The organism is Streptomyces sp. NPDC030814 (genome assembly GCF_055572155.1).
This window is the reverse complement of sequence record NZ_JBVIDX010000031.1, coordinates 39,466-53,222: the sequence shown is the minus strand read 5'-3', so window position 1 is coordinate 53,222 and position 13,757 is coordinate 39,466. Positions and strand designations below refer to the sequence as shown.

Below are 13,757 nucleotides of genomic sequence, written 5' to 3'. Positions count from 1 at the left end.
GGTTCGGGAGATGTCAGTGGTGGTGCGGGGCGGCGGGTGCGCCGGGCGCGGCGGATACCGGTTGGGGCAGTGGTGGCGTGGGGGTGGGCAGGGAGCTGCGCAGGGTGTTGTGGGCTTCGACGATCCAGCTGTGGGTGATCAGGCAGCCCAGGGTGACGGGGCCGCGGGCGTGCAGTCGGCCGGTGCTGATGGAGATTTCGCTGCCCAGGCCGAGGGTGGGGCCGTCGTGCAGGCGCAGGGAGCCGTTGACGATGACGGCGGCGGCATCGACGCGGCGGGTGAACTCGCGGGTGACGGCGGTGTCGGTGCCCCAGATGCCCTCGGTGTGGCCGGAGCCGTGCCGGCGGATGTGGGTGAGGGCCTCGTCGAGTCCGGCCACCGGGTACACGCCGATGGTGGCATCGAGGAACTCGCGGCCGAGGTCGTGCTCCTTGAGTTCGGCGATGCGCCAGGGCTGGGCGGCGCCGGGCTGGGCGGGGCCGGTGGCGGGGGGTGGGATGCGGGGGTCGAGCCGTACGGTGAGCGGGCGGCGGCCGCGTTCGGCGGCGTGCAGCAGTGCGGTGACGAAGCGGGGTGCGGTGTCGGCGTCGACGAGGACGAGTTCGGCGGTGTTGCAGGCGGTGGGTTCGGGGAGCTTGCTGTCCAGGGCGGCTTCGGCGGCCAGGTCGAGGTCGGCGCTGCGGTGGACGTAGAGGTGGTTGACGCCGCCGCCGCTGGCGATGACCGGGATGGTGGAGGTGTTGCGGCAGTGCTCGATGAGGGAGGGGCTGCCGCGCGGGATGAGCACGTCGATGGCGTCGGGCCGCTTGAGCAGGGCCCGCAGGGTGGCGCGGTCGGGATCGTCGAGGACGGTGACCAGAGCGGTGGGCAGGCGGGCGGCGCGCAGGGCCTGGTGGGCGGCCGCGGCCAGGGCGGCGTTGGTGCGGGCGATCTCCTTGCCGCCGCGCATCACGACGGCGTTGCCGACAGCCACCGGCAGCAGGGCGCCCTCGACGGTGACGGTGGGGCGGGCCTCGTAGACCATGAGGACCACGCCCAGGGGCCGGGGGGCGCGCCGTCGGCTTCCCCAGCCGGCCACGGGCACGGCGGGTCCGGTGGCGGTGACGGCGCGCAGTTCGCTGCTGACGGTGTCGGTGAGGTGGCGCAGCTGGTCGAGGTGGGCGCCGGTCAGCCGCAGCCGGTCGAGGAGGGTGGGAGGCAGTCCGCGGGCACGGGCGTGGTCGAGGTCGATGGTGTTGGCGTCCAGGACGGCCGGCCAGTGTTCGCTCAGGGCGCGTGAGAGTTCGCGGCAGTAGCGTTCGTAGGCGGGGTCGCCGGTGGGCGGGGCGTCGGCCACTGCGGCGCGGGCACGGGTGCACAGGGCGTCGGTCATGATCTCCTACCACATGAACTGGCCGCCGTCGACGATCAGCTTCTGGCCGGTGACGTAGCTGCTGAGCGGGCCCACGAGGTATTCGAGGGCGTCGGCGATGTCGTCGGTGCAAGCGATGCGTCGTTGCGGGATCTCGGACAGCACCGCGGCGCGGTGCTGGGGGTCGTCGAGCCGGTAACGGGTGGTGAGTTCGTCGGTCTCGGTCATGCCGGGGATGATGCAGTTGACCCGGATGGCGGGGGCCAGTTCCAGGGCCAGGCATTTGGTCAGGTGCAGCAGGCCGGCTTTGGCGGCGCCGTAGTTGGCGCCGTTGACGCGGGGGCGGATGCCGGTGGTGGCGCCGATGTTGACGACCGTTGCGGTGCCGGCGGCGAGCATGGCGGGGGCCAGGGCCTGGGTGAGGTGGAAGGGTGCGGACAGATTGGTGTCCAGCACGCGCTGCCAGTCGGACACGGACAGCTCCAGGAAGGGGCGGTCGATGTTGATGCCGGCGTTGTTGACCAGGACACGGGGAGTGCCGTGTTCGGTGAGGATGCGGTGGGCGGCGGTGCGCAACGCGTTCGCATCGGCCACGTCGGCGCGGATGACGTCCAGGTGGTGGGCGGTGGCGGCCCGGTGTGCGGCCTGGGCGTCGTGGCGGTAGAGGGCGACCGTGCGGTAGCCGAGGCGGACCAGGCGCCGGGACAGGGCCAGGCCGATACCGCGGGTGCCGCCGGTGACGACGGCCAGCGGCGCGCCGGGCGCGGGCGGTGCCAAGGGCACGGGCGGTGCTAAGGGCACGGGGTGTGCGAAGGGCACGGGGGGCGCGAAGGGCACGGGGGGCGCGAGGGCTGCGGGACGAGCGCAAGGCGCCACCGGCGCGGACGCCGGGGACGGTGCGGGGGGCACGTGGGGTGCGGCAGGGCCAGGGGCCGGTGTGGTCATGGTGTGCTCTTTTGCGCCGAGAAGGTCCCACGGGCCAGGAAGTCGTCCAGGTGGGCGAGCAGGTGCGGCAGTTGAGGGGCGTCGAAGACGTCGAAGTGCCCGCAGGGCAAGTCCCGTACGGTCAGCGGGCCGCCGGCCAGGCGCTGCCAGTGGCGGCTCTGTTCCCGGCGGCGGGGGCCGGCGCAGGCGAGCAGGAGGGCGGGGGCGGGGTGGGTGGCCCGCGTGCGGTGGTGTGCGGCGGCGTGAAGGTGGGCGCGGGCCGTGGCGCGGACGCGGGCGGCGTCCTGGCCGCCAAGGGCGTCCAGGCAGCGGTCGAGGGCAGCGCTCAAGGCCTCGCGCAGGCCGTCGCCGGCAGCGGGCGGCTCGGCGAAGCTGTCGATGAGGACGACGGCGGGCGCGGGCCCGTCGGCGGCGAGCCTGGCTGCGAGCTCCCAGGCGATCACTCCGCCGAGGGACCAGCCCACGAGCAGGTGAGGCCGGTGCGCGCGGCGGGCGAGCAGAGGAAGGTAGCGGTCGGTCATCTCAAGGACGCTGTCGTCGGGCCGCTCGCCGGCCAGCAGTCCGTCGGCGCGGATGCCGTGGACACTGCCGTGGCGGGCGAGCCGGCCGCCGACACCGAGGTACTGGGCGAGACCGCCGCCCGCCGGGTGGATGAGGACGCTGTGAAGAGGGCCGGGCCGCCGGGCGAGCGGGACCAGCAGGCGGGCGTCGGATCGGGGGCGGCGCTTGCCGGGAGCGGGGATGTCGTCCATCAGACGCCTTCGGTGGGTGGGCGGTCGGGGCGGCGGTCCGCAGAGCCGGGAGCCTGCCGCGGCAGCGGACGGCGGTACACGGACGGCGGTACACGGACGCCGGTCAGCGCAGGCTCACCGCCGGCACCAGCAGAAAGTGCAGCCACCGGCGCAGGTCCGCGACCGTGCGGACCTCGGCCAGCCCCGCCGGGTTGATCTCCTGGTCCGGATCCGGGACGAGTTCGCTGGCGATCCGCAGCACGGAAAGGGAATCCAGTCCGGCCTCGGCGAGCCCGAAACAGTCCTCGAAAGGCACACGCACATACCGCCGGATAACTGCATCTATTGTCGCACTGGTCGTTCCGCCCGTACGGCTCATTACTCTGACTCCTCGTGAAACGGGTCGCTCTTGATGACGCGTGACAGATCCTTCAGGAATGACCGAAGAACAGTCAACCGGCAATTCCCACACCTATTGACAGACCTGATGAGGACACCGGTACGGGGACACGAACGGCCGACATGCCCGCGGCCGGCACGACCGGCTTCCGGTTACCCGAAAAGCGCCGATCGATTTCTTCTATGGCCCCATAGAGCAACCCGATAAAGAAATACAAGCCAAAAGGAGGGGAGGTCGGCATCCCGGCCTCCCCTCATTTTTTGCACCACCCGACGACACCACCGAATTTTTCGCGCTGCCGTCGCTTTCCTTTCCCGGGTACACGGTGCGGCGGTGGAACGGGAAGGACGCAAACACGTCAAGGGCACAAGCACGTCAAGGACGCAAGCACGTCAAGGACGCAAGCAGATCGAGGGCGTAAGCAGGTCAAGGACGCAAGCAGGTCAAGGACGCAAGCAGGTCAAGGACGCAAGCAGGTCAAGGACGGCCCCCGGCCGGGGCGGGTCAGCACGCCGGCAACGACCGGCAGCCACAAGACGCGACAACGGCGGCGCCACCCGAAGGGCTGCCGGCGGCGCAGCGGCCGAGCGAAGCGTCGGGCACCGCGCACCGGCCGGATGCAGAAAACCACCACCCACAGGGCAGCCCCTCCCCCCACCATGAAAGGGGCACGGCAGCCCCCCACTGTGAAGGGGCACGGCAGCCCCCGCCTCACACCCTGAAGGGGCACGGCAGCCCCCGCCTCACACCGTGAAGGGGCGCGGCGGTGATCGCCTCACACCCTGAAGGGGCACGGCGACCCCCGCCTCACACCCTGAAGGGGCACGGCAGCCCCCGCCTCACACCGTGAAGGGGCGCGGCGGTGAGCGCCTCAGCGGGAGGGCCGTCATCACAAGGCGCCGACCGAACCGGTGCACAGCACCCGGCGGCGAGACGAAGAGCCGGCTCACCCAGGTGGGTGACGGCGAGCACGCCGGCCAGAGCGCCGACACCCGGAGCGCTCAAGGAGCGTGCCGCTTTGCCACGGCCTGCCGCCCGCGCCCGCGCCCGCAGCAGGGGACCCTTTGAGACACCCTCGGCGCCGCGGCCCCGCCGCAGGACAGGGCGAGGACGGGCCGCGCCGCAGGCGCTGCACCTGCCGCCGGTGTCTTCACCGTGCCGAACCGGGGCTCACCCATCAGCTTCAAGTCCCCCCGCCGCCTTCCCCTGAGCGCTCAGGGGAGATTCCGGTGCGCGCAAAGCCCTGCGGCGGCGGACGGCTCGTGTGGCGGTGCGGCACCCGGCTGCACTCAGGCGGCCGACTGCACCAGGAAGTCGTCGGCGTCCTGTTCGGCCAGGACCTGGCGGGCCGCGTCGAGCACCGTACGAAAGACGCTGTCGTCGTCGAGGCTGCGACGCCATACACACTGGGAGAACACCTCGAAGGTGGGCTGCCAGCCGATGCGCCGCAGTTGCCCGCGCCGCAGTTCGGCCGCAACGGTGACGGCGGGCAGCAACGCCATGCCCACCCCCTCGCAGACACTGCGCTTGACGGCGTCCACGGAACCCAGACCCAGCACATCGACCGGGGCTGCGCCGGCCGCGGCCAGCTCGGCCTCGAAACCGCGCTGGTAGCTGCTCTCGCGGTGGGCGCACACCAGCGTATGGCGGGCGAGGTCGGCAACCGAGCGGACCCGCGCACCGGCCAGCGGGTGAGCGGGATGCGCCACCAGGCTCAACCGCTCGGGACGCAGCACCAGATGACTGACGTCATCGGCGGCGATGCGGGTGCCGATGAAGAACGCACAGTCGACCTGTTCGCCGCGCACCAGCGAAACAGCGTCGCCGTCCAGGGTGCGCAGCGACAGATCCAGCGTCCGGTGCCTGAGATGCAGGTACTCGATGAACGGGAGGAGACGATAGGCGGTAATGCACTCGGCGGCACCCATCACCAGGGCGGGCGCGACGTCGACCGGGGCGGACACCGACTCCTGCGCAAGTTCGCTGAGCTGAACGATACGCAGCGCGTAACGATGCAGCCGACGGCCGGCCGGGGTCAGCCGGGCACCCCCGGCCCCACGGTCCAACAACGGCGTCTCGAGCATCTGCTCCAGCGACTTGATGCGGGCGGTGACCGTCGGCTGAGCCAACCCCAGAACACGGGCCGCCTGCGTGAAGCTGCGGGACTCGGCGACCGTCAGGAAGGCACTGAGATGCTTGATGTTCATCCCTCGGCCCGCCACGACACCGCAGAACCCCCGAACACGACACCCCGAACACCCACTACCACCCCAACAACCCCAACAGCCCGAGCAGCAGGGGCAGGGGCAGGGGCAGGGTGAGCGGCAGGGGCAGGGTGAGCGGCATGAGCGCCGCGCGGACCGCAGGCGGCACTCTCGCGCCCGCCGGGCATACAGGGACTTATTCGCAGCCGCATCATGGCGAACCTCAATCCTCGTCGAGACCGGGGTGGGGCCAACCGAACCGAACCGTGCCGAGCCGGCGGACCGTTACCGGCGAAGGCGCCAACCGGCGGACCCGTCACCTACCCGGCCCCACCGACCCCAAGAAGCATACAGAACGCTCGCTATGTTTTTCTAGGGTGGCAAGCCATCCGAGGCCCGCCAAACCCGCAGCCCCACCCCCACACCCCCACCCACAACACCACCCCGAACCAGCCACCACACCCCACCCGAACCCACCCACGAACACCCACCCCAAGACCGCCGACCACACAACCCTGCGTCAGTTCGGAAAGCCAGCCGCAGTGTCGCGCTGCTCATGTCCCAGACAGAACGACCGAACCCAACCGGCTCGCGAGTGCCGAGTAAGTGAGCGTTTGGTTCTCGCTTGTCCGTTTCATTTGGTTCAGCTGTCGCGCCAGTTGATGGTGGCTTCATGAGTGAGGCGGCGGGTCATGAGGTTGATGGCGGCGAGCTGAATCATGGCGGCTGATCGGTGCGGGTGGGTTTCGTAGTCGCGGGCCAGGCGGCGGTGGTGCATGAGCCGGCCGAGGGTGCGTTCGATGACCCAGCGGCGGGGCTGGACGCGAAAGCCGCGGACGGTGGGATCGCGCTGGACGATTTCGAGGTCGATGCCGATCTCGGCGGCGTGTTCGACGGCTTTGGTCTTGTAGCCGTTGTCGGCCCAGGCTTTGGTGATGGTGGGGTGACGCTCGCGGACTTGAGTCAGGAGTTGGGTGCCGGCGGCGGAGTCCCGCAACGGCATCCGCAAACCCACCCACGACCTGCGCGCCCTGATCAACGCCATCCTCTACGTCGACCGCACCGGCATCCCCTGGCGCTACCTGCCCCACGACTTCCCGCCCCACCAGACCGTCTACGGGTAGAGGGATCAGCTGGGTGACGTCGTTGCGATTGCCGCCGGTCAGGGTGGCGGCGAGCGGAATGCCGGTGGCATCGGTGATCAGATGATGTTTGCTGCCGGTTCTGCCCCGGTCGACAGGGCTTCGTCCGGTCTTGGCTCCCCCTTTAACGCCCGGATGTGGGAGCCATCGACCGCCGCGCGGGAGAAGTCCAGGGCATTCGCGCTGCGGAGCTTGGCGAGGAGGACCTCGTGCAGCCGGGGCCACACGCCAGCCTCGGTCCACCCGGCCAGGCGGCGCCAGCAGGTCATGCCCGACCCGAAACCGAGCTCCTGCGGCAGGTGTTCCCAGGAGATCCCGGTGTGCAGGACGAACAGGACGCCCTGGAACACCAGCCGGTCCGGATGCCGCTTGCGTCCTGGGTGGCGGGTCCGTCGCTCGACCTTGGGCAGCAGCGGCTCGATCACCGCCCACAGCTCGTCGTCGACTTCCCACGGCTTCGGCCGCGCCACCTCGCACCCCCGGATCATCGGTCCCGGAGTGATCCAACCACCTCGAAGATCATTTCGTTAGGACTTCTTCTGCGCGCGGCGGGCCACACGGTCACCGTCGAGATCGACGAGACCCGGCGGCGCAGCTTCGCCGAGGCCGAGGCTGACCGCTACGTGCGCGCGGCCGACCGCGCCGTGCGGTTCGGGACGAAGGCGGACGCGGCACAGGCCTCCTCCGATGCGAAGTGGGAGCGCGGGCGCGAGATCACGCGCGGGTACGCGGGCGAGCCGGTGAAGACCGACCACTACTCGGCCGGGCGGCACATGCGGGACCTGGAGCGAGCCCACCGCCTGTTCGGACAGGCCGTCGAGGACCAGAAGGCGGCCCACCACTAGGAGCGGCGGGCCATCGCCGCCGCGCACTTCGAAGAGCACCGCAGGAACCCCCAGGTGACGCTTCGGCGCCTGGAGCGACTGAACGCGGACCGGCGGGTCATCGAACGGCAGCAGGAGGCGACCGTCCGGGCCGCCATCGAGGCCGCCGGGTCGAGCGCGGCGGCGATCGACCCGGAGACGCTCGCCGACAACCTGGCGCGGCTGGACGCCGACCACTTCGACCTGTGCGACGAGATGGCGCCGAGATCCCCGTCGACGGCGGCCTCACCGCACACGGCGGCACCAAGTCGATCTCGGACGCCCTGCGTGAGGGCGCCTGAACAGCGGCAAGTCGCGGACGCGTCGGGCGGGGAACATGGTCCCTGCCCGCCCGACGCCTTGCGCGTGCGCTACGACAGTGCGCTACGACAGGGGCATCACCTTGCGGTAGGCGAACACCGCGACCACCGCGACCACGACGTGCATCAGCAGCAGCGCCACGACACCGGCCACTCCGCCGTCACCGAAGAGCAGGAAGTCGGGCACGAAGGAGATCGCGACGACGGTCGGCACCAGCCATCGGATCAGTGCTTCTGGGTCCTTCGACACCTTGCGGATGATGGCCCAGCCGATGGCCCCGGCCACCACCCCGACCGTTGTCAGGAAGATGTACGAGCCCGGCATCAGCGGCTGGAAGTCGTCGGGCGCGCCCACGGCCAGGGCGAGGAGGGCAAGCACCGCGTCTGCCAGCGAGGCCACGACGATGGCGGCAAGCACACCTCCGGCCACGACGAGCGGGCCGCGGCGGGCGGCGACGGCCTCAGAGGTAACGGACAAGGCAACTCCAGGGAGGGGGGACGGAAGAGTTCCGAGGGGATGTTTCAACTTCAAACCAAAGCCTCCCCGAAGGTGCTTGAAAGTTCAACACCAACGGACAATTCTTCCTCCCGTCGGGGCCTGTCGGGACATCCGGACAAATCTGTTGACAGCACCAGGGGCCAGCCCCGTAGCTACCTAGCACGGCTACTGGGAGGCCCTCGTCGAGCAGGCGAAGGCCGAGGGCGTGAAGGTGTGGGGCCCCGACGACTTCAGCAAGAACGAGTACGCGCTGGGCACGGCCGCCGACGGCTAGGACGTGGGCAATCCCCGAGCGTGCATACCACGTACCAACTGCGTACATGAGGCGTGCGACCGGCCGACATGAAACGTCCGTGGGCCGACCGGGCGCGGGCGCCTGCCCGGGCCACGCTCATCGGGCCTGGGCCCGGGCGTGGTAGCGCTCCTGCAGCTGGCGCAGCATGATCCGGCAGTACTCGGCCAGGGGCCGGTGCTGGTCCTCGTCGATGACCAGAGCGACGGTGTGGACGCCGTCGGCTCCCGGGATCGCGGCGCGGGGCTGGGAGGCGCGCAGGTTGGGCCAGTAGCGGCCGTGCGCGAACCCGGAGGCCGCCCGCGCCAGGCGGCGTCCACCTCGACCGCGGTGAGGCCTGCCACGGGGGCGGCGACGAGCAGGATCTGGTGGGTCCTGGGTGCGGTCAGCGGGGCCAGGGCGAGGTGGTCGGCGATGGCGCGGATCTCTGCCCGGCGCTGCGCTCCGCTCATGCCGCCGCCGGTGGGGAGGTGGCCGGTGTCCTGTTCGTGCTGGTGGCGGTTGCGCATGTCCTCGTCCCACAGCGACAGCGCGCGGCGCCGTCGTTCGCCCCGGCCGGCGCCGTCCAGGAGCCACAGGCCGGTGGCGAAGTTCTCCAGGGCGCCACGCAGCAGGGTCCAGGGGCTGGTCGGGTCGACCTCGCCGGCCGCCGGCAGGCGGCGCAGCGCGTCGGCATGGGCCAGGCCCGCGGTGTAGGAGGCGCGGATCAGGTGAGCGGCCGCGTAGGCGCCGAGTGGTGCGTCGTCGGTGGCCAGGCTGCTGGCCGGGGCGGGGGCGGGCAGCTGCCGGTAGGCGCCGTCTGTGCGGGCCTGCTCGACCTCGCCGAAGAGAGGCAGGAGGTAGGCGCCGTTGAAGTCGCGCGTGCTCGGTGGGCGACTCGCTGGGCGGTGTGCGCGGTGAGAGGCACGGGTGGTGGGCGGTGCCGCCAGGCGATCGGCGGTGGCGCGCACGGGGCGGTGCAGGGGGTGGGGCTGTCGTAGGAGACGAGGCGGTCCAGTGCGGGCAGGGTGAGCCACCGGCTGGCCGGCGCGGCGGGCTCGTCTGGGGGCGGGGTTCGGTGACAGGGGTGCCGTAGTAGTGGCGGCGGGCAGCCTCGAAGTCGGCGGTGATGGCGTAGTGGCGAGGGAGGGCGGGGTGCGCCAGTCGGCCGGGGGCGCGGCGGGCGGGATGAGGTCCGGCAGCGCCAGCTTCGAGGCGTCGGTGTGCTCGACGGCGGCCAGTTCGTGCCCGGCTTGAGCGGAGGTGAGGGCTCCCAGCCTCTGGGCCGGCCCGGCCGTGGTGGCCGGGGCGAAGCGCTGTCGGCGCAGCGTCTCGGCGGCTTTCACCTCGGCGCGCAGACGTCGGGCACGTTCCGCACGGGCTGTGCGCAGGGCCTCGAGTTGTTCGGGGGTGGCCGCGTCCGCAAGGTGCGCAGGCCCGAGATACCCGCCGCTCGCGTCACAGATGTCGATCTCGTGATCGTGGTGCGGCCTGCAGCGCACGGTGACGGTACGGCCGGCCTGGCCCGCCATCCAGGGGGCGATGTAGGTGCGCCCGCGCCAGCGCACGCCGTGGCTGGTCAGCTTTCGCAGGCGGCCGTCGTCCTCGAGGGTGAACGTCCACAGGTCGGCGGCGGGGACGTCCGTGACAGGAGTCGGATCCGCCTGCCATGCCTCAAGCGGCGTACGGCCGGACAGCGCCTGGGGCCGGTGCTCGGTGTTCCACCAGTGTGTCCAGGCCAGCACCTCCGCTGTGAAGTCCTGAAACGACATGACACCGGACGTATCCGGCCTGCGGCCCGCGCCTTTGCGTCGCCGGCCGGAGCGGGGCTTGGCGGGCGTGAGGGTGTAGCCGGGCAGGGCCGCGAACAGCATCCGGTCGACAGCCCGGTTGAGATTTTCCACCGTGCCCTTGAGATGGGGGCTGTAGGCGGGAAGGTCCTTCACCGTCACGCCCATCGTGCCGAACGCGGCAGTTACGGTGGTCGACAGGAAGTCCTTGCCCCGGTCCACCCTCACCTGCTCCGGTGTCCCTCCGGCAGGGCCGTAGGGCTCCTCACGCAGCACAGCGGCGCGCAGCGCGACCAGCACGGGGGCGCGGGAAGGGACGCCAGGAGTGACCGCAGTGCCGGTGATGACTTTGGTGGCGGTGTCGATGAACCAGGTCACCCACGGGCGCACCAGGTCGCCGTCGGCATCGACCAGCAGCGGTGCCTGGACGTGATCGGCCTCCCACACGTAATTGCGCCAGGAGGCCGCCCGTTTACCGAAGACGTCGTGCGCGCGTGCCGCGTCCGGTCCCTCGGCAAGACCGGCCCGCTCCCCCGCGGTGAGATCACGACGCACTGCGCGCAGGAACGTCGACAGCGACGGCACCGGGTCCAGCAGCGGCACCGCAGCCGGCGGGGCGCCCGCGGGAGAAGCCGCGGATTCAGACGCCGTCGTCGGCTGACCGTCACGGCCGCCGGTCTCGGTCCGGGCCACCAACTGGCGGTGGACCGCAGAAGCGTTGCCGTGCCAGTACGCCAACAGCACCCGGATCTCCCTGGTGATCTCGAACCGGTCACCACTGCGTTCCCCGGGGCGGATCGCGGCCCGGGGCGACCGTGAGGCCTCAGCCAGCCACCGCCACACCGTCCGCTCCGACACCCCCAGGCACTCCCCGGCCAGGCGCACATGCTCCCGCGAGAGCCGCCGCTCGGCGCGCAGCGCCAGCAGACGACGCACCGCCGGCGCCCGCAACGCCGTCAAAGGCACTTCCCCCAGAACACGAGCCGGATCCTGCGGCGGTGCCATCGGCTGCCCGTCCACGCCGTGACCCTCCGTCCCTTCCACTTCCATGGAGCGCGTCTTCGTTCACCTCGTCGGAACAGATGAAGGCCCCCGTACGAGCCCTCCGAGCAGCCCGGACCGTCACGGGTAGGGGCCAAGACGCGCGCAGGCCTGCTCGATCAGCTCCCGGTCCACACGCCTTGCGGGGCCGCGCTCGCGGGCCGCGTAGACATGCGACGTGATCTTCGCCCACGTGCGGAAATTGCCGCGCGCCATCTGCTCGTCCGCCCGCGCAAGCTCGTCCGGGTCCGCCTGCGCCCACACGGGATGGAACAGAGTCAGCGTCTGCGGCACTTGAGACGGCTCAAGCCGGCCGACCTGATGCCAGGTCAGCACGCGCGAGCGCAACGCCGAAGCACGGGCGAGGGCCCGCTCGCTTCCAGCCCCACACAGCACCAGCGCCGCCGCACAGCCCGGCGCGTCCCACAACTGCCGCAGATAATCCAGCAAGGGCGGCGTCAGCCGCTGGGCGTCATCGATGAACAGCACACCCGGCTCGGCCAGTGCCCGCGTCAGAGCCTGGCTGGCCGGTCCGGCCCGGTGCGGCAGCGCCCCCGACGGCAGCCCGAGCGCTTCACACAGCGAGGCCCGCAGCTGCGGCAGACCGGGCGCTACGTCGGCCACCGCCCGCCACACCGGAACCCGGCCGGGGAGAAGATGCAAAGCCTGCTCGACGGCGACCGTCTTCCCCAGGCCGGTATCCCCGTACACACAGCACATCCCGCGTGCCGCGACCGTATGCCCCACAGCCTCCGCCACACCGGCCACCTGCCGTGTGGACACCAGCCGGGCCCCCGGCACGTACAACCGCACACCGCCGCCCCGCACCCCCGCATCCGCGGCGCCCTCCGGCACCGGCACGTCGGCGGGCGGCCCGTCGACAACAAGCGGACCACCCGCCCCGTCCACGAGCCCCAGATCCGCCAGTGCCCGGTCATACCGGCTCGGCTCCAGCCCCACCCTGGCCCCCGCCGGACGAGCCACCTCGAACCCGGCCCGCCCCCAGATCCCGCTTGATCACGCGGTGCAACGTTGGCAGCGAGGGCACACACTCCGCATCCCACTCCTCCAACGCCCCCTCTTCCTGGGCCCGGAGCATCCTGCGCCGCAACTCCGCGACGTTCCCACCCGCCTCAGCGAGGACCTTCCACAAGGCGTCACTCAGCGAAAACCCGTCCTGCCGCGGCCGCGCCTCGACATGGCCCCGGCGTCCATCGGCCAGCCACCGCCACACCGTCCGCTCCGACACACCCGCCAGCTCCGCCGCGATCCGCACATGCAGCGCCGACAGCGCCCCCTCCCCATCCACCGAAAGAAGCCGCCGTACCACCACACCCCGCGCCAACGACGCACCCCCGGCCGGCACAACAGCAGCCGATCCCGCCCCGGCCCCACCCGCCGAAACCCCCTGAACCGTCATACGGCCCAGCCCACCCGACCCCGCCAGCCCCTCACATAGGAACAGCGAAAGCCATGACAGCCAGCAACCAACCTGCTAGCCGCCCCACAACATCCGCTTGGTCACCCCATGACAGCAACCACAGCCCCGTCCTGCACCCACTACCAGGACATCCACTCCGCGATCCCGCTGACGCCCACTCGCTGCCACCCCACCGCCCACTCACAGCTCACACCGACGCCGTTTGGGTGAAGTTGTATGTTGGTCGGTGGTTCCGGGCGCCGCTTCAACTACCCGACGGCACCTTGCAGAAGCGGGACCGGGGAACCCCTCAGGGATCGGCGGTCTCGCCCGTGCTGGCGGACCTGTTCATGCACTACGCGTTCGACACATGGCTCAACCGGACGTATCCGGGCGTCGAGTTCGGACGGTATGCGGACAGGGGCGGTACGAACTTCACCGGCTTCCTGCCCGCGATTAGCAAGGACGCCCAGAAGAAGATCAGCACGGAGATCCGCTCGTGGCGGCTCCACCGGCAGATCCACCTCACCTTCTTCGACCTCGCACGACGCATCAACCCGATCGTGCGGGGCTGGATGAACTACTACGGAGCGTTCTGCCGCTCCGAGCTGCATCCCCTCCTCCATCGCATCAACACCTACCTGATGCGATGGGTCCGCAAGAAGTATCGACGGCTCAGGTCGTTCAAAAAGGCTCACGCATGCTGGAACCGTGTCACGCGCCAGTATCCGAGGCTCTTCGCCCAGTGGGCATGGACAGCAGAGTTCCGGTGATCAGGAG

At 71.0% G+C, this 13,757-nt stretch carries 9 protein-coding genes and 5 pseudogenes; 4 read left to right on the top strand and 10 right to left on the bottom strand.

The window, feature by feature from the left end:
• Positions 1–13: 13 nt before the first annotated feature.
• The 6 genes and pseudogenes from ACZ43N_RS37925 to ACZ43N_RS37900 all read right to left on the bottom strand — a co-directional run.
• Positions 14–1,372, bottom strand: coding sequence for a glutamate-5-semialdehyde dehydrogenase (locus ACZ43N_RS37925; RefSeq protein ID WP_468103785.1), 1,359 nt, complete (start codon positions 1,370–1,372; stop codon positions 14–16).
• A gap of 6 nt (positions 1,373–1,378) precedes the next feature.
• Positions 1,379–2,134, bottom strand: a complete 756-nt coding sequence (locus ACZ43N_RS37920) for an SDR family NAD(P)-dependent oxidoreductase (protein ID WP_468103783.1) — start codon at positions 2,132–2,134, stop codon at positions 1,379–1,381.
• Positions 2,135–2,292: 158 nt separating this feature from the next.
• Positions 2,293–3,048, bottom strand: a complete 756-nt coding sequence (locus ACZ43N_RS37915) for a thioesterase domain-containing protein (RefSeq protein ID WP_468103781.1) — start codon at positions 3,046–3,048, stop codon at positions 2,293–2,295.
• 103 nt (positions 3,049–3,151) lie between these two features.
• Positions 3,152–3,349, bottom strand: a complete 198-nt coding sequence (locus ACZ43N_RS37910) for a hypothetical protein (RefSeq protein WP_468103779.1) — start codon at positions 3,347–3,349, stop codon at positions 3,152–3,154.
• Positions 3,350–4,716: 1,367 nt separating this feature from the next.
• Positions 4,717–5,634, bottom strand: coding sequence for a LysR family transcriptional regulator (locus ACZ43N_RS37905; RefSeq protein WP_468103777.1), 918 nt, complete (start codon positions 5,632–5,634; stop codon positions 4,717–4,719).
• Between the two features lie 640 nt (positions 5,635–6,274).
• Positions 6,275–6,628, bottom strand: a pseudogene (locus ACZ43N_RS37900) (transposase); the annotation flags it as partial.
• Positions 6,629–6,638: 10 nt separating this feature from the next.
• Between ACZ43N_RS37900 and ACZ43N_RS37895 the strand changes: the two are divergent.
• Positions 6,639–6,749: pseudogene (locus tag ACZ43N_RS37895) on the top strand (transposase); the annotation flags it as partial.
• Here the strand turns inward: ACZ43N_RS37895 and ACZ43N_RS37890 are convergent.
• A pseudogene (locus ACZ43N_RS37890) lies at positions 6,729–7,261 on the bottom strand (IS5 family transposase); the annotation flags it as partial. The pseudogenes ACZ43N_RS37895 and ACZ43N_RS37890 sit on opposite strands and share 21 nt — an antisense overlap.
• Positions 7,262–7,396: 135 nt before the next feature.
• Between ACZ43N_RS37890 and ACZ43N_RS37885 the strand changes: the two are divergent.
• Positions 7,397–7,618 (top strand): DUF3560 domain-containing protein, encoded by a 222-nt coding sequence (locus ACZ43N_RS37885; RefSeq protein WP_468103855.1) that lies wholly within the window; start codon positions 7,397–7,399, stop codon positions 7,616–7,618.
• 236 nt (positions 7,619–7,854) lie between these two features.
• Positions 7,855–7,938, top strand: a pseudogene (locus ACZ43N_RS37880) (3-oxoacyl-ACP reductase); the annotation flags it as partial.
• A gap of 82 nt (positions 7,939–8,020) precedes the next feature.
• Here ACZ43N_RS37880 and ACZ43N_RS37875 read toward each other — a convergent pair.
• The 3 genes and pseudogenes from ACZ43N_RS37875 to ACZ43N_RS37865 all read right to left on the bottom strand — a co-directional run bounded on the left by ACZ43N_RS37875 (position 8,021) and on the right by ACZ43N_RS37865 (position 12,517).
• Entirely contained in the window at positions 8,021–8,434 is a 414-nt protein-coding gene (locus ACZ43N_RS37875) for a DUF6069 family protein (protein WP_468103776.1), read from the bottom strand.
• Between the two features lie 1,416 nt (positions 8,435–9,850).
• Positions 9,851–11,452: pseudogene (locus ACZ43N_RS37870) on the bottom strand (transposase); the annotation flags it as partial.
• 186 nt (positions 11,453–11,638) lie between these two features.
• Positions 11,639–12,517 (bottom strand): AAA family ATPase, encoded by an 879-nt coding sequence (locus tag ACZ43N_RS37865; RefSeq protein ID WP_468103774.1) that lies wholly within the window; start codon positions 12,515–12,517, stop codon positions 11,639–11,641.
• Between the two features lie 744 nt (positions 12,518–13,261).
• On the opposite strand from ACZ43N_RS37865, the gene ACZ43N_RS37860 reads away from it, so the two are divergent.
• Positions 13,262–13,750 carry a group II intron maturase-specific domain-containing protein gene (locus tag ACZ43N_RS37860; RefSeq protein ID WP_468103772.1) on the top strand — a complete coding sequence of 163 codons (489 nt, stop codon included), beginning with the start codon at positions 13,262–13,264 and terminating at the stop codon, positions 13,748–13,750.
• The last annotated feature ends 7 nt before the right edge of the window (positions 13,751–13,757 follow it).